The sequence below is a fragment of the Pseudomonas sp. BE134 genome, from assembly GCF_031456105.1.
Classification (GTDB): Bacteria; Pseudomonadota; Gammaproteobacteria; order Pseudomonadales; family Pseudomonadaceae; genus Aquipseudomonas.
Genome location: NZ_JAVDUA010000016.1, coordinates 54,193 through 74,314, shown reverse-complemented (window position 1 = coordinate 74,314; position 20,122 = coordinate 54,193). Strand labels below are relative to the sequence as shown.

Here is a 20,122-nt window from a genome sequence, read left to right as displayed (position 1 = left end):
CCAGTCTGAATCAATGATGCAAGATGGCCTGCAGGAACGCTTGTGTGCGGGGTTCCTGCGGTGCGGTAAAAAACGGTTCCGGGGTGTTCTGCTCAACAATGCGTCCGCTTTCCATGAAGATCACCCGGTCGGCGACCCGACGGGCAAAACCCATTTCGTGAGTGACCACGACCATCGTGACGCCGGAACGAGCGAGGTTTTGCATGACGTCGAGGACCTCGCCCACCATTTCCGGGTCCAGTGCCGAAGTCGGTTCGTCGAACAGAATCGCGCGGGGCTCCATGGCCATGGTGCGGGCAATGGCAACACGTTGCTGTTGGCCGCCGGACAATTGGCTGGGGTATTTGTGCGCATGATCGCCCATGCCGACCTTCACCAGGAGTTCCTTGGCTCTGGCATGGGCATCACGCCGACTCAGACCGCGCACACGGATCGGCGCCAGCGATACATTGTCGAGCACAGTGAGGTGCGGATAGAGATTGAAGCTCTGAAACACCATGCCCACTTCACTGCGGATGGCGGCCAGTCGCGGACCGCTTTCAACCCGCTCACCCGCCACGCGGATATGCCCTTGCTGGTAGTTCTCAAGCAGATTGATGCAGCGGATCAAGGTCGATTTTCCCGAGCCGGACGGGCCAAGAATGACCACCACTTCGCCTTCTTCAACCTGCAGGTTGATATCGCTCAACGCCTTGAAGTTGCCGTAGTACTTGTCGAGTTTTTCAATGTCGATCAACGTGCTCATGCGGTTTTTCCTCCAGAGGCGTTGCGACGTTCAACCCAGCTGACCATTTGTACCAAGGGCAACAGCAGCAACAGGTACAGCAACGCGGCCCCTACCAGCGGCGTCGGATTGGCCGCCAGTGCCTGCGCCTGGGTGGCCTGCTTCAGCAAGTCGGGCATCGCTACCACTGAGGCGAGCGCCGTATCTTTCATGACATTGATGCAATTGCTGGTCATGGGCGGCATGACGATGCGGATGGCCTGCGGCAAAATGACGTCGCGCATGGTGTTGAAAAAACTCATGCCCTGAGAGGCCGATGCTTCGAACTGCCCCCGGGGAATGGCTTCGATGCCCGAACGAAAAATCTCCGCGCTGTAGGCGCATGAGACCAGCGAGAGTGCGCTGGCGGCGGCCGCAAAAGATGACAGCCGAATGCCGACAAAAGGCAGCGCGTAATAGATCAGCACCAGCAAAACCAGCAGCGGAATGGAGCGCATGATATCGATGTAGATACGCGCAAGTGCTCGAACCGGTGCGTAGGAGTACAACCGCAGCAATGCCAGCAAAAGGCCGCCCACCAGGCCCAGGGCAATACTCACCGCCCCCAGCAAAATGGTCACGCCCAGACCGCGCATCATCAGCGGAAGCGACTCGACGAGCACGTTCCAGTTAAAGAAAGTCTGTAAAAGATCCATGGGTTACCTCGGTCAATACAAGTGGCGAACTGGTGTCGCCACTTTCACGCATTATCGGCAAGGCTTACTTGAGGACAGCGGTCACCTGCAGGGTGCTCGAATCTTTATTGGCTTCGGTACCGAACCACTGTTTGTGGATTTTTCCGAGCGTGCCGTCTTCTTTCATCTTGCTGATGATGTTGTTGACCTGATCGCTCATGTCCCAGCCTTTAGCGTGCATCAGCGAATAGCGTTCGCCGGTGGGAATTCGCGCAACGATGGAATACTGCGGCTTGTCCTTGATGTAATAGAGCACCGCCGGAATGTCGCTGAGGTAGCCATCGATTCGCCCCGAGCCCAGATCGAGCATGGCCGGAGAAAGCCCTTCGTAACGCGAAACATCGGCGAACTTGTACTCGTCTTTGTGTTGGCCTATCCACATATCACCGGTCGAGCCGGTGTCGACGCCCACAACCTTGCCGTTCATATCGGCCAGGCTCTTGACCTTGGACGTGGTCAGTGCGGTGAGGGACTGGTCGCTGTCGAAGTATGGCTGCGCAAAGGCTACCGACTCGAGACGTTTCGGGGTGATGGTGATGGATGAAATAGCGATGTCGACACGTTTGGATTGCACGGCACTGAACAGGCCGTTGAATGGAATGTTGACGAACTCGACGCTTTTTCCGGCGCGTTTGGCTACCTCTTTTACAACATCGACTTCGAAGCCGACGAACTCACCTTTGGAATCCTGAAACTCCCAAGGCACGTTACCGACGTTAGCACCCACGGTCCAGTCAGCGGCCCAGGCCGGCAGAGAAACTGCGGCCGTCATGAACAATCCCAACATCAATTTCGCTTTCATGTTTGCTCCCGATGTTTATTTTTTAGGTGCTAACAGCTGATTTCGTAAAACGCAGGATCGAGACTAGACCAGTGAAGTATTTAATTCAATACCGCTTATCTGTGAATTTTTTACTCCGAATCCGAACTCAGTTTAACCAGCGAGGCTTTGGCTTTAACAACTGATATATCCAAAGAGTATAATTAGATAATTATTTATTCCTTTTGTTGTTTGTCCGATGCGTGCATTTTTGCCGCCTGCAAACGCGCGCACGGGTTCTACAACAACAAGGAAGCGACACCATGACCATCAAAGCGATCAACGTCCTTAACCCGTCAAAGGGTGTCATCAAGGAAAGTCCGGGGAGCAGAGTGCGGGAGTGTCGCTACGCTTGTAAAAATTACAAGCAGGTGGAGACACGCAATGCACAACAATAAGTACCAAGGCTTCACGGTTTCGCGTTACACCTTGCTGGCTTCGGCCATCCTGGCGGCTTCCATACCGACCGCCCAGGCGGTTGAACTGGATACGGGCAACCCGGACTGGACCGCGCGTATCGATAACACCATCAAGTACAACTACGGTGTGCGCACCGAAAGTGCTGACAAGCGCATGTTGGGAACGCCAAACAACAACGATGGCGATTACAACTTCCGCAAGTCCGGCACCAACATCACCAACCGTGTCGACCTGCTGACCGAAATGGACGTGGTCTACAAAAACGCCATGGGCTTTCGCGTCAGTGCCGCCAGCTGGTACGACAAGGCGTATGACAACACCGGCTCCAACTCCAACCCGTTCGTGAACGGCAATGACTCACGCTCCGGCCTGGTCGCCAACGATCCACGCCTGGCCCCCGTCACCAACGACAACGTCGGTTTTGGCAGCCCGCACCTGAGCAACTATGCCCAGCGTTATTACAGCGGTCCGTCGGGCGAAATTCTCGATGCGTTCGTGTTCTACAGCACCGAAGTGGGCGAGGAGTCTTTGTTCAGCGCCAAGGCCGGTCAGCACAACGTGTTCTGGGGCGAGACCATTCTCAACCCGGTGCACTCGATCAGCTACGGCCAGTCCGGCCTCGACCTGGCCAAACTGGCTGCATCGCCGGGCACGGAAGCCAAGGAGCTGTTCGTTCCGCGCAACCAGTTGTCGATGACGTTCACCGTCAACCCCGAGGTGACCGTGGGTGCCCAGTACTTCCTGGATTGGGACGCCGCTCGCCTGCCGGAAGCGGGCACCTACTACGGTGGTTCCGACCTGGTGGGCTTTGGCGCCAAATCGTTCCTGTTGGGCAATACCAATGCCGTGGTTCCGGGCAGCCCGTTGGGGTGTGGCCTGGCACCGTGCGACGCGTTGACCAACGTACGTCGGGGCAATGACTTGGAACCGCACAACAGCGGCGACTGGGGCGTGATGGCCAAGTGGTCGCCGGCCTGGCTGGACGGGACCCTTGGCGTCTACTACCGCGAAACCTCAGAAATCCTGCCGCAAGCCTGGCTGGATGCCAGAGGCATCTCCTCGGCCAACCCGAACGGCACCCGCCCAGCCGGGCAAGTGCCGGCAGTGGTCAACACGCTCAACTCGTTGAGCACCGCCACCTATCAACTGGCCTATGCCGACAACATCAAGATTGCCGGTCTGAGCCTGTCCAAGGATGTCGGTGGTATCAGTGTGGGTTCGGACCTGAACATCCGTCACAACATGCCGCTGGCCAGTATCCCGGCCATCGTCAGCACCACCAGCCCGCTGGGCCTGGGCCAGGGCCTCGGCCTGTTGCCGGCGCGCACCGCTTCCACCGGTGTGATCTACGACACCCCGAGCCGCGGCGACAGCATGAGCGCCACCGGCGACACCTTGCACTGGACCCTTAACGGTCTGTTGACCCTGCCGAAAACACCGCTGTCCGATTCGGCCACCCTGCTGGCCGAACTGTACTACAGCAACCTGCTGAGCCTCGATGACAAGAATGAAGCTCTCTACAAAGGCAAAGGCACCTATCGCGGCATCGACCAGCCGACCCGGGACAACTGGGGCCTGGCGGTCAACTTCACCCCGACCTGGTACCAGGTATTCCCCGGTGTCGACCTCAACGCGCCAGTGTCCGTCAACGTCGGCCTGGACGGCGTGTCGCCGGTGTCCGGTGGCGGTGCCAAGGACACCGGCAACTACGCCATCGGCGTCGGTGCCATTGTGTACAACAAATACTTTGTCGACCTGAAGTACGTGGACGCCTTCGGCCAAACCGACAAGTGCAATACCAGTGGCGTAAGCACCGGCCCGAACGGTGGCGATGGCTCGACGCCGAACGCCTTTAGTGGCAACGAAAACTACGCCTGTTACGCCGGTGGCTACTCGTCCTTCTCCGGTGGTGGTGCAACGACCGAGGATCGTGGCGCTGTTTACCTGACGATGAAAACAACCTTCTGATTCACCGCTCGCTTACTCAACGTAAGCAGGAGAACGATAACGTGAAATGTGCACAAACCGTGTTGGCCGCCTCGCTGGCGATGATCGTCGCCGCCCAGGCCCACGCCGCAGTATCGGCTCAAGACGCCGCCAAACTGGGCGCCAACCTGACCCTGGTCGGCGCTGAAAAAGCCGGTAATGCCGATGGCTCCATCCCCGCCTATGCCGGCGGCCTGACCACCGCACCGGCCAGTTTCAAGGTCGGCGACAGCATGCGTCCGGACCCGTTTGCCAATGAAAAACCGGTGCTGGTCATCGACGGCAAAAACGTCGATCAGTACAAGGGCCTGCTCAGTGCCACCACGGCGGAACTGGCCAAGCGTTTCCCGACGTTCAAGGTCGAGGTGTACCCGACTCACCGTACCGTCTCGCTGCCTCAAGCGATCCTCGATAACGGCGTGAAAAACGCCACCGGCGCCAAGTCCCTTGAAGGTGGCCTGGCCATCGACAACGTACTGCCGGGCGTACCATTCCCGATCCCGCAGTCGGGTAACGAAGCGATGTGGAACTTCCTGCTGCGTTATCAGGGCGTGAGCATCAGCTCCAAGTACGATTCCTGGAACGTTGACTCCGCCGGTGTTCCAAGCCTGGCGACCACCGGACAGGCGTTCATTTCCTACCCGATCTACGAAAACCTGGCGCAGCCGATCAGCAGTGCCGACGTGTACTACCAGATGAAGCTGTCGTACACCGGTCCTTCACGCCGTGCCGGCGAAGCGATGATGCTCAAGGACGCCGCCAACCCCTTGCAACAGCCACGTCGCGCCTGGCAGTACCTGCCGGGCCAGCGCCGGGTCAAGCTGGCGCCGAACCTGGCCTACGACACGCCCAACCCAGGCACTTCGGGTGCAGGCACTTACGACGACGTCTTCGTGTTCAACGGTGCGCTGGATCGCTACGACTGGAAGTTGGTCGGCAAGCAGGAAATGATCGTGCCGTACAACACCTACAAGCTGACCTACGTCCAGGATCCGAAGTCGATCACGACTCCGAACCACCTGGCCCCAGAGTTCGTGCGTTGGGAAAAACACCGTGTATGGGTGGTCGAGGGCAACCTCAAGGCCGGCGCTCGTCACATCTACCAGAAGCGTCGCTTCTACCTTGACGAAGACAGCTGGACCGCTTTGGCCTCGGATCAATATGACGCCCGTGGTCAGCTCTACCGTGGTTCGTTTGCCTTCCTCAGCCAAAGCTATGACAAGCAGGTTCCTGACTCTACCCCGTTCATGATCTATGACCTGGTGGGCGGTTCCTACAACATCAACGGTGTAGTGGGCCCGTACGGCGGCATCAAATACATCGATCCGCTCTCCAAGGCGCAGTGGTCGTCGGAGTCCCTGGCGGGCGCCGGCATTCGTTAAGCAAACCAAGGCACGATCGCATTGGCGTTTGGTAAGTCCGCCCACTTTAAAGTGGGCGGGTTCGCCGCTCAGAGGGGCGTTAAAAAGAGCGGGCGTCCTTGCCCTCAGTGGCCGATCAGAGTGATGCCTGGATCTTTTTTGCAGCGACTTCATCGACCCAGGCACGCCAGACTTCCGGGTGCTCCTTAAGGAAGATCCTGGCCAACTTCGGTGACTCAATGCGCTCCTTGGTCATCCTCGCCAGGTTCTGGTTCAGCACATCGATAGGAATATTGACCTTCTCCAGCACCGCGACCAGTTCGGGAGCCTGTTCATGAAAAGGCGTGGAGAGTCCAACCATGGTAATGACGTTTTTGTTGGCCCCGGTCTTTTCTTCCAGTCTTATCGCATCGATCTGCCCCATTAGCGGAGTCGGTGACCAGTAGTAGAACAGGACTGGCTCACCGCGTTTATAGCTGGACAGGACCGCGGCATCCAATGCGGCACCGGTTCCCGGACGGAAATTCGTGAAGGTGTTTTCAAGACCGTACTCTTTCAACATCTCGGTATTGTCCTGCTCACAAATCCAACCAGCAGGGCAGTTATAGAAGCGCCCTTTAGACGGTTCCTCCGAATCTCGAAAAATCTTCGGGTATTTGCTCAGGTCAGAGACTGTTTTGAGGTCTGGTGCGGGTGCTGGCTTATTGCGCTTTGCGTCCCCCTCAACAACATAACGCGGTACATACCAGCCCTGAGTCGCACCGATGATCGGAGCACCGACCCCGACGACCTTTCCGGCGGCCGCAGCTTTTTTCCAGACTTCGCTACGCTCCATCCACTCTTCGCCAAACACTTGAATGTCGTTGCCGGCCAAAGCAGTCTCAAGAATGATGGTGTTACCCACCAACTGATCTGTTGCACAGCCATAGCCCTCCTTGAGCACGATCATCATGATGTCGGTAAGGAGCATCCCGCTCTCCCAATTCAGACCGGCAAATTTCACCGGCTTGCCCGATTCACACCATCCTGAAGCCTGGCTTGAAGCACTACCGACGAGCAAGCCAAGGGTGAGTAACGAGGCCAGCAAACTCTTCCTGTTTTTCATAATCAGACGCTCCGAATCATTATTATTGGGGGCAGCGAACTGTTGTGTGCGACACAGGAGCAAACGAGCCCATCAGAATTAGCATGGACAGGTGCGTGCGCAAACATGTGAAGCGAAGAAGTGGATCAATTGCTTTTATTGTTTTTGGCGAAACTTAAACCAATGGATCTACCGAGGTACGCCCGTAGAACAACTGGCGGGCATAGGCACTGAATTCAACGTTGGGCTGGTCCACGTACGCGAACACTGCATTGAGCCTCAGCCGGTCCCCTGCCACCGGCGTCACCCGATGCAATGAATAGCGGCCACGGAACAATGTCAGGGTGCCGGGCACTTGAGGCAGAACTTCTATCTGCTGTGTGTTCGGATCATCGAGGAATTGTCTGACCGCGTCATAGCAATCGTCGTTTTCATTGCGCAGCATGCGCACGTACTCAAAATCCCCCCCGGCGCTCGCCGCCTGAAGGGACAGCGTGACGCTGAAGTCGGAACGATCAAAGTGCCATCCCAACTCCTGCCCCGCCGTGAAGCCCTGCAAGTTAAGGGCGGCTAACGGATCGGCATGACGATAGAGCGCGTCCAGGTCCAAAACATCTTTGATGAAAGAAAGCACTTCGTCCGACTCATAGATCTGCCTGATTAAATGGTCGGCAGGAATATCTGCATACGCAACGGTGTCTTTTGCCGTGTTCATCAACCGTCGTAGCGGATGTTCTGGATCAACGCTTTCATCTTGGGGTTTGAAATAAACCGTGTGGTTTTCCCGAAAATGAAACATGCGCGAGTGCAAGGCAAGCGTCTGATCAGCCATCGCGACAACCGATGGATTGCGAACGAAACCCGGGAAGATCGCAACGCCCTCTTGCCCCAGCAAAGACTGACTTTGAGTGACCAATGCAAGATAAGCGAAGTTGGTGCGATCAGTAATAGGGTAGCGCTCTAGATCGATGATATCGCCCAGGGTTAGCGCAGGTGTAAAAGGCAGGGTTGTCATTTTTATTGGTCTCCGGTGGATCTGCTGGATTCAGATTGCATCGGCACCAAAATCAAGTCACGCTCATAATTTTACGCAATTTTGTGAATTATTTTCAGGTCGCTCGCCATGAGACTCACGCTGGATCACCTTGTGATGTTGCAAACCCTCTCGGAAGTCGATTCGGTAACAGCGGTTGCCGAGCGTTTATGGCTGACACCTTCAGCCGTCAGTCATCGCCTACGCGAAGCCGAGCGACGGCTGGGTGTAAGCCTGACAGAAAGATCAGGCGGAAAACTAAGACTCAGCCCTGCCGGCGTACGCCTGGAAAGGGCGGCCAAAGACATCATTGCGATACTGAATGAAGCTGAGTCTGAGGCCAGGTCCATGGCCGGTGGCGTCACGGCGTTTGTGCGCATGGGTGTCACCTCCTACGGCCCGTTTCGCTGGATTCCAAAATTCATCAAGCACTACTCAAGTCTCCGGCCAGACATCGAAATCACACTGGTGACCGTGCCCCGTAATGACGTTTACGCGAGCCTGATGCAAGGACGGCTTGATGTGTCCATCATCGATGACGGCATGGTGCCGAGTGGTGTAGCAAAACTGCCACTCTTCCGGGACGACTTGATTGCGATCATGGCAACCGATCATCCCCTTGCAGGAAGGCAAAACATTTATGCCGAAGACTTCAAAACCTACAACCTGGTGACCTACTCAACTGATCGCGCAAGTGGTTGGGAATATGATCGGTTCTTCGCCCCCGCCAGCATCTTGCCGCGCCGTATGATCACGGTGGAGTTGATCGAAGCCATAGTCGAACTGGTTCGCTCGGGATACGGAATCAGCATATTGCAACGCGATTTGGTGACCCCCAGCCTTGAGCGTGGGGAGCTTGCGTGGGCAGCCCTGAACGAAGGGCTGGACATCGCCTGGAACGCAATTATTCGGCCATCGGAAAGGGAAGATAGCGAAGTCAACAAAATGATTACAGAGCTTGACATCTGGATCAAATGTGCAGAAAAACCTGAACACAGCTAATCAATAACTAGCGCGCAAATAGTTTCTTTGGGCCGATTACAGTCTTTCGCATCAGTCTGGTTTCGCCCAGAAGCGGTCCCGCCGTCACAACGGTGCTCTCTGTTAAGTGATGACCCTGCAAATGGGGTAGGACATTGTTCGATTGAACAAATGGCGGTATCTCCACGGTTGCTTTAGGCCGCTCCCTGCCTCTCTGGCGGGAGCGATTGTGAATTCAACCGGTTATTCAGCTTCCTTTTCTGGTTCGTCCCTGTTCAAATCCATCTTTGCGACCAGCGGCAAAGCTGGCTGACGAGTATCGGACCGAAGCGAAACCCCTATAGAACGGGAGTGTCAGCGACTCAATCAGTCTTTGTAGGCCGTCGGGCCAACATGCTACAAATAACCGGTTACAGTATAAAAATTCATAAAAACCGATTTTGTACTAGCGAGTGTTAGCTTGCGCGCTTTATCGGGCCATGAGATGCCAAAGTCTTAATTATGCGCAAAAAGTTTCCCAGCCTTCCTGCCCTCTGTGTTTACCTTGCCCTTGGCTGCCTCTTTGCCGGCGCATGGCTCACCCACCCGGCCCCCAAGCATTCTTCCTTTGCCCTGATAAGTCCGGTTTCGGCTGTGAAGGATGAAGCGGCCAAGCCCATTTACACCAGCCGTTTCGCCTCCTCCGGGTTGGTGGACTTCGTGCATTCCTCAGCAATCACTGCCTTGCCTGACGGTAGCCTGATGGCGGTCTGGTTCGCCGGCTCTCGCGAAGGCGCAGCCGATGTGCAGGTGCGCTCCGCCCGTTTCAACGTCAGCACCGGTGAATGGGGGGAGGAACAGGTCATGGCGACCCGCGATTCGACCCAGCAAAGTACTCGAAAATACATCCGCAAACTGGGCAATCCGGTCATTGCACTGGCGCCGGACAACCGCCTGTGGCTGTTCTACGTCTCCGTATCCATGGGCGGCTGGGCCGGTAGCGCGGTCAATGTGATGGTTTCAGATGACTTTGGTGTGAATTGGTCGGCACCGCGCCAATTGATCACTTCACCCTTTCTGAACATCAGTACCCTGGTCCGGTCGGCACCGGTGTTTCATGTCGACGGTTCCATCGGTTTGCCGGTCTACCACGAATTTCTGGGCAAGTTTGCCGAGTACCTGTACTTGAGCGCAGACGGCGAAGTGATCGATAAATACCGCATCAGCCACGGCAATCATTCGTTGCAACCCGCAGTCGTTCCGCTGGACGGTCAGCGCGGTATCGCGTTGTTGCGCTACGCCGGCGAAACCCATCACCGAGTCCTGGCGAGCCGCACCGAGGATGCCGGGCAAACCTGGAGCGAACCTTATCCGCTCGATCCTTCAAACCCCAATTCCTCTTTGGCGGCCGTTGCGACACCCGAACACGGGATGCTGGTAGCGCTCAATGATCTGCAGGAGGGGCGCTTCAAGCTGAGCCTTTATCTCACCGATGCGAAAATGGAAGATTGGCGTTTGGTGCACGATCTGGACAAATCACCGGATCCCGAGGGCGACCCGTTTTCACCCCTCGCCTACAAGGAAATCATCGGGATTGAGTTCCGAGGATCCAGTGGCAAGTTGCGCCAACCGCTGGAGGCGCAATTCCTCGCCAACCTCGACAACCGTGTCTGTAAAAACGACAGGTGTGAGTTTGAATATGAATACCCCTACTTCATCCGCAGTCCGGATGGGATGTATCACTTGGTCTATTCCTGGAACAACACCTTCATCAAACACGTCACCTTTAACGATGCGTGGCTGTCCGAGCGTCTCAAATGATTAGTCTTTGGCAAGCCCATCTCAGCTTCGCGATGATCATCTTTCTGGTGCTGCCGTCTTTTGGCCTGAACAGGGGCTGGCGCATCGCACTGCTCGTTGCATTGCTGGCCGCCAGTTTCATACCGCTGGGCGGGATATCGCTGGCCGCTTACTTGCGCAGCCATATTGATGACCTTGCGATCACTTCATTAGTGTTCATGGGGTGGGGCTGTTTGCGTCGATTGGAGGTGTTGCCGCCCGCACAGCACGGTGGTCACATCTGCGTATTGCTCCTCTTCGCCGTGATGGCCCTGGTGCTGTACCCGGCAACCCTGGGCTTGAGTGAGCTGGATCCTTACCGGCGGGGTTTCAGCCCGCGCCCCCTGCTGTTTGTTATCGCGATGCTTACGTTTGGCGCGTTTTACCTGCGCAATTACCTGGCTGTCGTGATGTTGACCTGCGCGACCCTGGCCTTCATCGCCGGGATCAAACCGTCCCAAAACTATTGGGATTACCTGATTGATCCGCTGCTGGGCCTGTATTGCTGCCTGGCACTGTTGGTGCTGGGGACACGCTGGGCGTATCGCCGGCTCATCCGGCCGCGCGGTCCACTGCGAAACCATTCCGTTTGAAATTTAACGAAACTCTTAATAGGGAAACATCGATGGGCTGGCTGAAATCGAGACGTTTGCATTACTGGCTAGGCGCAACAGCGATCGCGTTTGTGCTGTTTGCACTGCTGCGGGTGGTGTTCTTTTTCGGCTTTTCCGGTTTTGACGCCAAAGCCCTGAGTGAAGAAAATGCCGTCCTGACAACCCTGGGCATCGGTTTTCGTTTCGACTTGCGCCTGGCCATTCTGGTCATGCTGCCGTTGGCGTTGCTGGCCTGGATCCCGCGCTGGAACCTGATCAGCAGCCGTCTTGTTCGCGGCATCGCCCGCCTGTACCTGGTTGCCATCCTCAGCGCTCTGCTGCTGGTCTACATCATCGATTTTGGCCATTACGCGTACCTCGGCGTGAGGATCAATGCCACGGTGTTGCGTTTCATCGACGACGCGCAAATATCCCGCGATATGGTCTGGCAAACCTACCCGGTTATCTGGATTTCACTGGCTTGGCTGGCGACCGTCGCGTTCGTGACACTGGCCTTGGTGCGCCTGGAGCGCGTCACGCTGGACCGTCCCCGCAAAGTCATTTCCCGGTTCTCCGCGACATGGGGCAGTGCGGTGATGTTCATGCTGGTGCTGCTGGGTATTTTGGGGCGTGTCGAACATCTTAACTTTGAAAACCCGGTGCCGCTGCGCTGGAGCGATGCATTTTTCTCGGGCAATAACCAGGTTGCCGCATTGGGCCTGAACCCGGTGATTTTCTTCTACGACACCGTCAAGGTCGGCCATCTGCGCTATGACGAAGCGCAGGTGCGCCAACATTACGCGATCATGGCCAACTATCTGGGCGTCGACCAACCCGATCCGCAGACCCTGAACTTCGTCCGCCACCAGGCGCCGCAACCCTACAAGATACCGGGCTCGCGACCACCGAACGTGATGTTCATCATGCTTGAATCGTTGGGCACCAGCGCCGTCGGGGCCTATGGCAACCCGATCAACCCAACGCCCAATATCGATCGGCTGGCCACGCAGAGCTGGTTCTTCAAACACTTCTATGTGCCAGTAACGGGAACCGCAAAAACTGTCTGGGCCAGCATCACTGGGGTGCCTGACGTGACTCGACAGGAATCCGCGACGCGTAATCCACTGATCACCAATCAAAACACGCTGATCAATGCCTTCACCGGCTACGAGAAGATCTACACCATTGGCGGCAACTCCGGTTGGGCCAACATGAACGCCTTGATCAAGCAAAGTATCGACGGCGTTCGCCTGCTCGACGAGCGGGACTGGAAATCCCCGGTGGTCGATGTCTGGGGCATCTCGGATCTGGACCTGTTCAAGGAAACCGACCAGATCCTGCAAGCACTGCCCAAGGACAAACCGTTCTTCGCCTATGTGCAAACGGCCGGTAACCATCGCCCCTTCACGATCCCAAAGAGCAATGACGGATTCGAGGTCAAGCACCCTACCCTGGAGGAAGTCCAGGCCGCAGGCTCGCGCAGTGTCGAGCAGTACAACGCCGTACGCTTGCTGGACTTCAACATCGGACGCTTGATGGAAATTGCCAAGGCCGGCGGCTGGTACGAAAACACCATATTCGTGATGTATGGCGACCACAACACCCGTATCGCCCAGATCCCTTTCCTGGCACCGGCGTACGAACAACTGGGCCTGGAAAGCAACGCGGTGCCGATGATCATCCACGCGCCAGGCTTGATCGGGACGCGCACTGTCGAGGAAGCAGTCGGCCTGGTGGACTTGCTGCCAACCGTAGTGGGTATGGCCGGCTTTGAGTTCCGCAACAGTGGCATGGGCCGTGATATCCAGCAGCCCGCACCCGAAGGCGAACGCGTGGTGCCATTGGTACTGCGCGAAGGCACGTTCCCGCTGATTGCCGGCGTGACTCAACACTACATGGTTCAGATGGAACACGACGGCAGCTCGCCAAGTCTCCATGACCTGGCCTCGCCGACACCACTTGACAACGTCGCCGAGCAACACCCCGAAGAGTTCAAACGCCTGTCAGAGTTGACCCGCGCCATGCATGAAACCTCACGGTTGATGCTGTACCAGAACGCGCGCAAGTAACGGCTTTCCCGCGTCTATTGTGCAAATAGACGCGGGCCTCCCCCCTGTTACAAGTCACCGAAACCTATCCTTTGTAGCGGGCAGCTTTCGGTAAAAAAGTGAGCTTGAAGGCCGTTGCCTCAATGCTCTTTGACTTTCCGGATACGAAGCACAATCAACGCTAGAATGCCGATCGCGAGCGGCGTCATTGCGAGCATCGCTTCACGCGGGGCCACCGCAACGCCTAGCAAGTGCAACCCCGAGTAGCCCAGTTTGAGCAGGTTAATCAGGTAGTAGGTGATTGCAATAATCGACAGACCTTCCACTGCGCGCTGGATCTTGATCTGAGCATCGGCGCGGGCGTTCAGGCTTTTGAGAATATCCGAGTTCTGTTCTTCCATTTCTACCTGGACCCGAGCCTGTAACAGGTCGCCCAGGTTAGCCACGCTTTTGGCCAGGTGCTCCAATCGCTGTTCGGTGGCAGAGCAATACCTGACGGTGGGTTTGAAGCGACGTTCGATAAACACACCAAGGCGTTGGCAATCGCCCACGTGACTTTCGCGCAACTCTCCCAAGCGTTCAAACACCAGTTGAGCATAGGCCTGAGTGGCACTGAAGCGATGGCGGGTTTTCGCGGTGCTGCTGACCACCTGGGCAGAAAGGCTGGAAATATCTGCGAGCAACGCTTTCGCATTATTACTGTCGGCATGGGCGTTACGTTCAGAGAGTGTGACCAGTGTCTTGTCAAATACATCGAGCTGCGCGCTCAAGGACTTGGCCATGGTCAAAGATAACGAGGCCATCATCCGGTAGGTCTCGATTTCCAGAAGGCGACGTATCATTCGCCCCTGACGGTAGGCATTCAGGCGCCGGTTGACGAACAACAGGTGGTTGTTCCCCTCCTCGCTGATACGAAAATCGCTCCAGACCACCGCATCGCCGCCCCCTACGCAAGAACCGCTCGGGTCCTTGAAGCCGTAACGGGAGAGATCGAGATCGGCTTCACCACGCACCACGATCTGCACCGAGTTGATAAGCGTCGGCAAATGCCCTTCGACCTTTTGCGCCAGCACCTCGGGCAGCGTTGTCCAGGACAAATCATTGCTGGATGAAGTGACCACCAGGGTCAGGGTGAAAAACTCGGCATGGCGCTCCCATTTCAATGCATGGCCATCGAGTTGCGTGATGCCTTGGGCGGCCGTCAGGTCGAGGGCGCCAGGGCAGCAGTTTTGCAGGAATGCATTGCACGCCTGATCGCTGCCGAGGAAGGCCAGGTGAAATACATGGGCCGGCTCATCGAAATACAGTGACGGGCGCGCGTGTAATTCGTTGTGCAGGCTTTGTCGTAACGGGTGCATGTTGAGTGGCCATGTTGGAGTTGTTTTTGGCGCTTACGATTGATGCCCCGCGAGTCAAGGGTCCGCCCCTAAAGAGGTGTGCTCGGCAGCTTGGCGCAGGTTTTTCGGGACTTTATCGATAGCTATTGTTGGTGGGACTGATTGGCGAACTTAAGAGTCACCACCAGGTGACGAACATGGAAATGGTTCTGCGCGCCTGTCCGTAGGGCACCCTGTCTCGAGCATCCGAATGGATACTCGATGCGCTATTGATCTACAGACTCAAGTTGTATATTTTTGAGTCTATGGATCAACTGAGGTCTAGAAGATGGCAGTCCCCCTCCAGGAACAGACTTTCACCAAAAACCAGTGCGTCACGGGCTTGCGTGCAGCGGTCGGCATTCTCGAAAAATGGGCGGCGTCCAGCGATCAGGCCTGTCGCATCCTGCGTATTTCCCGCAGTACCTACACACGTGCCCGGCAGCTTGATCCGTCTTGGGCCGTGGCACTGGACGCTGACCAGATGCAGCGCATCAGTTTTGTGCTCAACATCCACGCCACGCTGCGCCTGGTCTTTGATAACCCGGAAAACGTCTACGGTTTTGCGTCGATGGCCAACGACAACGAGTTCTTCAATGGCCGTTCACCGCTCGAAATCATGTCTCAGGGCGACATGATTTCGCTGTATGAAACCTTTCGGCGCATTGATGTGTTGCGGGGTGCGCAATGGTGAGGGTGAGCGAACTGCCAGCGCTTGCCGGCGAGCAGTTACAGGCCTTCCGACTGGTTAATTCGAAATTTCCACCGATTGCTCTGTTTGATGACGTGGCGGACGCGGGTGAGTTTGAGGTGCTGTATCAGATACAGGCGCTGACAAATCCACGGCTTCACAATGAAGTGGGTCGTCTTGAGTTGATTGCGCGGGATCAGATCCCGTTCGGCATTCCTGGCTGCTCTTACGCAATAGCACCTTTTACCCACGTTAACCCGGCAGGTTCGCGGTTCAGCGATGGCAGCTTTGGCGTGTTGTATCTGGCGGATTCCATGGAAACGGCGCTGGCTGAAGTGCGGCATCACCAGAGTCTGTATTGGTCCAATGTCCGCAGCCTGAACTATGAGCGCTTTGTTTTCCGTGGGTTGTCCTGTTTGTTTGCGGACGCTGCGATGAAAGATGCTACGCCCATTGCAATGACTGATCCTGTCTACGCGCCTGACGATTACACGCATTCCCGGCAATTGGGCAGATCGATCAAAGAAGCGGGATGCCCCGGTATTCGCTACCACTCGGTGCGTGTGCAGGGCAGCTACTGCTGGGCACTGATGACGCCGCGACCGGTTGCATCGATTGTTCAGACGGCTCATTACGAGATGATCTGGAATGGCCAGATCACCAGTGTCAGCAAGATCAGTGAAACCTGAATGCAATCTGAAACGCAATCGAATGCATCCATTGCCGACATCGATAGTCACCATCAACCCAATGAAGTTCTCATAAAAAATCCTCGGCGTAACATCCGCTCCATACCAACCAATAAACACCCCGGAGCACACCATCATGAAACGCCAAACCCTCCTCAGCATCGCTTTCTCGGTCTTTGCAGTTAACGCTTTTGCCGCTACCTCTGCTCAACCTGTAGTCGCGGAAGGCGGCTCGGATCGTCTGATTGAAAGCCGTGTGGCTGAAGGGGGTTCGGATCGTCTGATCGAAAACCGCGTTGCCGCTGACGGTTCTGACCGTCTGATCGAAAACCGCGTTGCCGCTGACGGTTCTGACCGTCTGATCGAAAACCGCGTTGCCGCTGACGGTTCTGACCGTCTGATCGAAAACCGCGTTGCCGCTGACGGTTCTGACCGTCTGATCGAAAACCGCGTTGCCGCTGACGGTTCTGACCGTCTGATCGAAAACCGTGTAGCCGCTGATGGCTCCGATCGCCTGATCGAAAGCCGCGTTGCATGAATGAGTTGCTTCAAAGCAGTTCCCAACAAAGAGCCCGGCCTGATCAGCCGGGCTTTTTCGTGAGCTATTTTTATCGCACTCGCCGCGCTGGCTGAGCGCATCGTCCAGACGCACGATGCTGACGACGGCTGCCTCCCATGACGGGTTCGATGGCACGGGATGGCTTCCATCGGGGTCCTGCGATATACAGTCAGTGGGCGCAGGATGCGGCGGTGGTCATTGATCAACGCTTTCGCAACACCACGCCTCTCGACATTGCAGAACCCACAATAAAAATACAGGAGTAGAAAATGTCTGATCTGAACCTGCACCCCAACGCCGCGGCCTCCTTGGAGCAATGGCACGAGATGATCCGCACGGCTGACTTGAGCGCCCTGCCCGACTTGCTCGACCCACAAGCGGTGTTCCGCTCGCCGATGGCCCATACGCCTTATCCCGGAGCGCCTGTGGTGTCGATGATTCTCAACACCGTCGTCAAAGTATTTGAGGATTTTGCCTACCACCGCGAACTGGCGACGGCAGACGGGTTGAACGTCGTCCTGGAGTTCAGCGCCAGCGTGGGCGGGAAACAGTTAAAGGGCATCGACATGATCCGCTTCAATGAACAGGGAAAAATCGTTGAGTTTGAGGTGATGGTCCGTCCCCTGAGCGGCTTGCAAGCCTTGGGCGAACAAATGGGGCAACGTCTTGGCGCGTATCTGGCGGCCAGCAAAGGCTGATTTTTTACGTCGCGCTCCCGGGCTTCCCGCCGTTTAGAGGCCCGCAGCTCAGCTGTCGCGCGGTGTCATCACCGCGCGCAATGATCCATTGCCGCCATCGATAGTCACCATCAACTCAATGAAGTTCTCATAAAAAATCCTCGGCGTAACATCCGCTCCATACCAACCAATAAACACCCCGGAGCACACCATCATGAAACGCCAAACCCTCCTCAGCATCGCTTTCTCGGTCTTTGCAGTTAACGCTTTTGCCGCTACCTCTGCTCAACCTGTGGTCGCTGAAGGAGGCTCGGATCGTCTGATTGAAAGCCGTGTGGCTGAAGGGGGTTCGGATCGTTTGATCGAGAATCGCGTGGCCGCTGACGGTTCCGACCGACTGATCGAAAACCGCGTAGCCGCTGACGGTTCCGACCGTCTGATCGAAAACCGCGTGGCCGCTGACGGTTCCGACCGACTGATCGAAAACCGCGTAGCCGCTGATGGTTCTGACCGGCTGATCGAAAACCGCGTTGCCGAAGGTGGTGCTGACCGTTTGATCAAGTATCGTGCCGCATGAATGATTAGTCTTCACGCTGCACTCAATGAAAAGCCCGGCCAAACAAGCCGGGCTTTTTCCTGAACAAAATAAACCAGTCCCCACTTAATGCCTCTGCCGCACCTGTGGTACATAAGACCTGATTGTGAATTTTGCGCTCAATGAGGTTGTGCCTATGCCCCACTTCCAACGCTTGCCGCAACTGCTGAGCTGCGCCCTGTTCGGGGTATTCGCTTGCAGCGTCCAGGCCAGTACACCCGCCCCCGTACCCGATAGCTTGTTGCCGCTGCTGGTGACGATCAACGAGCGCTTGAATACTGCTGATCTCGTGGCGTTGACCAAATGGGACAGCGGCAAGCCAGTCCAGGACACGGCCCGGGAAACACAGCTTATCGACAACGCCAGGAAGACTGCCGTGAGCCAGAAGCTGAATCCGGACGAGGTCGCCGATCTGATCGCCGCACAAATCGAAGCCAACAAGCTGGTGCAATACGGCTTGCTCGCGCAATGGCGCGCGGCGGACAAGGCACCAGACACACCACGCCCGGACCTCATCCATCAAATCAGGCCACTGCTGGATGAGCTGCAACACCGCCTGTTGCAGCAATACGCCGCCTTCGAGCCCTATCGCAATGACCCCCACTGCCCAGACTGGCTGGGGACCGAGCGAGCCAGCCTGATCAAGGATCAACTGCACGGTCAGGCCCTGATCCGCGCCACCGGGGAGCTGTGTGTCATCGCGCCATGACGGGCGAACCCCGAGCTGATGCATCAATAGTCGCGGTCCTGATAAAAAGTCAGAAGTTGAAACCTTATTCAGGACGAGACAGCATTCAACCCGATCCAGCCATGAAGGCCGACATACAAGCCCACACCGATAATCAACGCGCCGGACAGCTAAGGTGCCCGACGCGCAACCGCCCCCATCCACGGCCAGCGGTGAGTGGCTTGCCGGGCGCCAATGGCTGCCGCCGCGCCGACCGACACCAGCGTAATCGCCAGGCCAATGCTGAAGCACAGGACGAGCAAGCCACCCAAGGCGACTTCCTTGACCTGGAGGCAGAGCAGCAAAACGGTGATGGCCGCCGGGCAAGGAATCAGCCCTCCCGTCAAGCCGAACACGATGATCTGGCCGGTGGTCACTTCACGATGGGTGAAGCGCTTGCGGATGTCATTGGCATGGGCACGTTCATGTGCATCCTGATACCCGTCAACTGACAATTCCACACCTTCCAGCCCCTCGTGCGAGTGTCCGTGATCATGCTCCTGGTATTCCAGGTCGTAGTCATGCGAGTGCCCGGCGTGTCCAAGGCTCAAGCGAACGCTGAATTCATGGGGTTCGGGAATGTCGGCCGTCGATTGCAGAAAACCTTCATGTTCAACAAATGAGAACGCTTGGGTGCTGCCGTCCGGACGCGTCGTCAGCACCCGGACATCCGCAGCGCCCCAGGCATGCCCGCTCACTCCTTTCAGGCGCCAGTGCGGTGGCATGCCGGCTTCGAAAATCGAAAGCTCGATGCGGCCATGGCCGGTATCAATGCGCTGGGTTTCATCGTGGTGACCGTGGTCTTGGCGGTGACTTTCCCCCTGCTCAAACTTGAACATCTGCTCGCCACGCCAGGTGCGCCACAGCATCCAGAGTGCAATCAAGATAATCAGTGCCGCAGATGCCAGCTGGAAATACGGCTCGGTGGTTTGAGCATCCAGTCCCTTGCCCAGGTACATGCCACCGATAGCGACCAACCAGACTACTGCCGTATGCGACAGCGTTGCGGCCAGGCCCAACAACACGGCTTGTTTGACAGAGCCCCGAATGGCCACGATGAACGCCGCCATCATGGTTTTTGAATGCCCCGGCTCAAGCCCGTGCAAGGCTCCGAGCAGTATTGCGCTGGGGAAATAGAACCACGCGTGGGCGCTACCCTGCCGAAGCAGTTCTGAAAAATCCGGCATGACAGAGCCTATGTGGAGT

The 20,122-nt window shown here is 56.7% G+C and carries 18 protein-coding genes and 1 pseudogene; 12 read left to right on the top strand and 7 right to left on the bottom strand.

Features of this window, described 5'->3' with window-relative positions:
• Positions 1-10: 10 nt before the first annotated feature.
• The 3 genes from J2Y56_RS15070 to J2Y56_RS15060 form a co-directional block, all read right to left on the bottom strand.
• Positions 11-745, bottom strand: a complete 735-nt coding sequence (locus J2Y56_RS15070) for an amino acid ABC transporter ATP-binding protein (protein ID WP_007948798.1) — start codon at positions 743-745, stop codon at positions 11-13.
• Entirely contained in the window at positions 742-1,419 is a 678-nt protein-coding gene (locus J2Y56_RS15065; protein WP_007948797.1) for an amino acid ABC transporter permease, read from the bottom strand. Before J2Y56_RS15065 ends, J2Y56_RS15070 begins: the two co-directional genes overlap by 4 nt.
• Before the next feature lie 64 nt (positions 1,420-1,483).
• Positions 1,484-2,260: a transporter substrate-binding domain-containing protein gene (locus J2Y56_RS15060; protein ID WP_007948796.1), complete on the bottom strand. Its 777-nt coding sequence runs from the start codon at positions 2,258-2,260 to the stop codon at positions 1,484-1,486.
• 402 nt (positions 2,261-2,662) lie between these two features.
• Here J2Y56_RS15060 and J2Y56_RS15055 point away from each other — a divergent pair, with 402 nt between their 5' ends.
• Together J2Y56_RS15055 and J2Y56_RS15050 are read left to right on the top strand one after the other, a co-directional pair.
• A complete protein-coding gene (locus J2Y56_RS15055; protein WP_310351018.1) occupies positions 2,663-4,666 on the top strand; it encodes a DUF1302 domain-containing protein in 2,004 nt (667 codons plus the stop codon).
• A 41-nt stretch (positions 4,667-4,707) separates the two neighbouring features.
• A complete protein-coding gene (locus J2Y56_RS15050) occupies positions 4,708-6,066 on the top strand; it encodes a DUF1329 domain-containing protein (protein WP_310351015.1) in 1,359 nt (452 codons plus the stop codon).
• Between the two features lie 115 nt (positions 6,067-6,181).
• On the opposite strand, the gene J2Y56_RS15045 is transcribed toward J2Y56_RS15050, so the two are convergent.
• Positions 6,182-7,150 carry an ABC transporter substrate-binding protein gene (locus J2Y56_RS15045; RefSeq protein WP_007944365.1) on the bottom strand — a complete coding sequence of 323 codons (969 nt, stop codon included), beginning with the start codon at positions 7,148-7,150 and terminating at the stop codon, positions 6,182-6,184.
• Positions 7,151-7,304: 154 nt separating this feature from the next.
• Positions 7,305-8,144, bottom strand: coding sequence for a hypothetical protein (locus tag J2Y56_RS15040; protein ID WP_007944363.1), 840 nt, complete (start codon positions 8,142-8,144; stop codon positions 7,305-7,307).
• Positions 8,145-8,252: 108 nt separating this feature from the next.
• Between J2Y56_RS15040 and J2Y56_RS15035 the strand changes: the two genes are divergently transcribed.
• The 4 genes from J2Y56_RS15035 to J2Y56_RS15020 all read left to right on the top strand — a co-directional run bounded on the left by J2Y56_RS15035 (position 8,253) and on the right by J2Y56_RS15020 (position 13,623).
• A complete protein-coding gene (locus J2Y56_RS15035) occupies positions 8,253-9,164 on the top strand; it encodes a LysR family transcriptional regulator (protein ID WP_007944362.1) in 912 nt (303 codons plus the stop codon).
• A 480-nt stretch (positions 9,165-9,644) separates the two neighbouring features.
• Positions 9,645-10,943: an exo-alpha-sialidase gene (locus J2Y56_RS15030; RefSeq protein ID WP_007944361.1), complete on the top strand. Its 1,299-nt coding sequence runs from the start codon at positions 9,645-9,647 to the stop codon at positions 10,941-10,943.
• A complete protein-coding gene (locus J2Y56_RS15025; RefSeq protein WP_007944360.1) occupies positions 10,940-11,554 on the top strand; it encodes a hypothetical protein in 615 nt (204 codons plus the stop codon). Before J2Y56_RS15030 ends, J2Y56_RS15025 begins: the two co-directional genes overlap by 4 nt.
• Positions 11,555-11,586: 32 nt before the next feature.
• Positions 11,587-13,623 (top strand): LTA synthase family protein, encoded by a 2,037-nt coding sequence (locus tag J2Y56_RS15020; protein ID WP_007944358.1) that lies wholly within the window; start codon positions 11,587-11,589, stop codon positions 13,621-13,623.
• A gap of 119 nt (positions 13,624-13,742) precedes the next feature.
• Here the strand turns inward: J2Y56_RS15020 and J2Y56_RS15015 are convergent, their stop codons facing one another.
• Entirely contained in the window at positions 13,743-14,960 is a 1,218-nt protein-coding gene (locus tag J2Y56_RS15015; RefSeq protein ID WP_007944357.1) for a DUF3422 domain-containing protein, read from the bottom strand.
• 307 nt (positions 14,961-15,267) lie between these two features.
• Between J2Y56_RS15015 and J2Y56_RS15010 the strand changes: the two genes are divergently transcribed.
• The 6 genes from J2Y56_RS15010 to J2Y56_RS14985 all read left to right on the top strand — a co-directional run bounded on the left by J2Y56_RS15010 (position 15,268) and on the right by J2Y56_RS14985 (position 18,898).
• Positions 15,268-15,672: a hypothetical protein gene (locus tag J2Y56_RS15010; RefSeq protein WP_007944356.1), complete on the top strand. Its 405-nt coding sequence runs from the start codon at positions 15,268-15,270 to the stop codon at positions 15,670-15,672.
• The gene (locus J2Y56_RS15005; protein ID WP_007944355.1) at positions 15,666-16,358 is read left to right on the top strand and encodes an RES family NAD+ phosphorylase; all 693 of its coding nucleotides are present in this window, start codon (positions 15,666-15,668) and stop codon (positions 16,356-16,358) included. Before J2Y56_RS15010 ends, J2Y56_RS15005 begins: the two co-directional genes overlap by 7 nt.
• A 136-nt stretch (positions 16,359-16,494) precedes the next feature.
• On the top strand, positions 16,495-16,896 hold the full coding sequence (locus J2Y56_RS15000; RefSeq protein ID WP_310351005.1) for a hypothetical protein: 402 nt from the start codon (positions 16,495-16,497) through the stop codon (positions 16,894-16,896).
• Between the two features lie 290 nt (positions 16,897-17,186).
• Positions 17,187-17,615 (top strand): nuclear transport factor 2 family protein, encoded by a 429-nt coding sequence (locus J2Y56_RS14995; protein WP_007948778.1) that lies wholly within the window; start codon positions 17,187-17,189, stop codon positions 17,613-17,615.
• A gap of 193 nt (positions 17,616-17,808) precedes the next feature.
• A complete protein-coding gene (locus J2Y56_RS14990; protein ID WP_310351001.1) occupies positions 17,809-18,171 on the top strand; it encodes a hypothetical protein in 363 nt (120 codons plus the stop codon).
• Between the two features lie 154 nt (positions 18,172-18,325).
• Positions 18,326-18,898, top strand: coding sequence for a chorismate mutase (locus J2Y56_RS14985; RefSeq protein ID WP_007947877.1), 573 nt, complete (start codon positions 18,326-18,328; stop codon positions 18,896-18,898).
• Between the two features lie 68 nt (positions 18,899-18,966).
• Here J2Y56_RS14985 and J2Y56_RS14980 read toward each other — a convergent pair.
• Positions 18,967-20,103 (bottom strand): annotated as a pseudogene (locus J2Y56_RS14980) (nickel/cobalt efflux transporter).
• Positions 20,104-20,122 lie beyond the last annotated feature (19 nt).

What these genes read in the sequence shown, in the direction of transcription:
- J2Y56_RS15015 (WP_007944357.1), bottom strand. Translation starts at nt 14,960, where the DNA reads ATGCACCCGTTACGACAAAGCCTGCACAACGAATTACACGCGCGCCCG.
- J2Y56_RS15035 (WP_007944362.1), top strand. Translation starts at nt 8,253, where the DNA reads ATGAGACTCACGCTGGATCACCTTGTGATGTTGCAAACCCTCTCGGAA.
- J2Y56_RS15030 (WP_007944361.1), top strand. Translation starts at nt 9,645, where the DNA reads ATGCGCAAAAAGTTTCCCAGCCTTCCTGCCCTCTGTGTTTACCTTGCC.
- J2Y56_RS14990 (WP_310351001.1), top strand. Translation starts at nt 17,809, where the DNA reads ATGAAACGCCAAACCCTCCTCAGCATCGCTTTCTCGGTCTTTGCAGTT.
- J2Y56_RS15055 (WP_310351018.1), top strand. Translation starts at nt 2,663, where the DNA reads ATGCACAACAATAAGTACCAAGGCTTCACGGTTTCGCGTTACACCTTG.
- J2Y56_RS15040 (WP_007944363.1), bottom strand. Translation starts at nt 8,144, where the DNA reads ATGACAACCCTGCCTTTTACACCTGCGCTAACCCTGGGCGATATCATC.
- J2Y56_RS15045 (WP_007944365.1), bottom strand. Translation starts at nt 7,150, where the DNA reads ATGAAAAACAGGAAGAGTTTGCTGGCCTCGTTACTCACCCTTGGCTTG.
- J2Y56_RS14985 (WP_007947877.1), top strand. Translation starts at nt 18,326, where the DNA reads ATGCCCCACTTCCAACGCTTGCCGCAACTGCTGAGCTGCGCCCTGTTC.
- J2Y56_RS15020 (WP_007944358.1), top strand. Translation starts at nt 11,587, where the DNA reads ATGGGCTGGCTGAAATCGAGACGTTTGCATTACTGGCTAGGCGCAACA.
- J2Y56_RS15070 (WP_007948798.1), bottom strand. Translation starts at nt 745, where the DNA reads ATGAGCACGTTGATCGACATTGAAAAACTCGACAAGTACTACGGCAAC.
- J2Y56_RS15005 (WP_007944355.1), top strand. Translation starts at nt 15,666, where the DNA reads ATGGTGAGGGTGAGCGAACTGCCAGCGCTTGCCGGCGAGCAGTTACAG.
- J2Y56_RS15065 (WP_007948797.1), bottom strand. Translation starts at nt 1,419, where the DNA reads ATGGATCTTTTACAGACTTTCTTTAACTGGAACGTGCTCGTCGAGTCG.
- J2Y56_RS15000 (WP_310351005.1), top strand. Translation starts at nt 16,495, where the DNA reads ATGAAACGCCAAACCCTCCTCAGCATCGCTTTCTCGGTCTTTGCAGTT.
- J2Y56_RS15010 (WP_007944356.1), top strand. Translation starts at nt 15,268, where the DNA reads ATGGCAGTCCCCCTCCAGGAACAGACTTTCACCAAAAACCAGTGCGTC.
- J2Y56_RS15060 (WP_007948796.1), bottom strand. Translation starts at nt 2,260, where the DNA reads ATGAAAGCGAAATTGATGTTGGGATTGTTCATGACGGCCGCAGTTTCT.
- J2Y56_RS14995 (WP_007948778.1), top strand. Translation starts at nt 17,187, where the DNA reads ATGTCTGATCTGAACCTGCACCCCAACGCCGCGGCCTCCTTGGAGCAA.
- J2Y56_RS15025 (WP_007944360.1), top strand. Translation starts at nt 10,940, where the DNA reads ATGATTAGTCTTTGGCAAGCCCATCTCAGCTTCGCGATGATCATCTTT.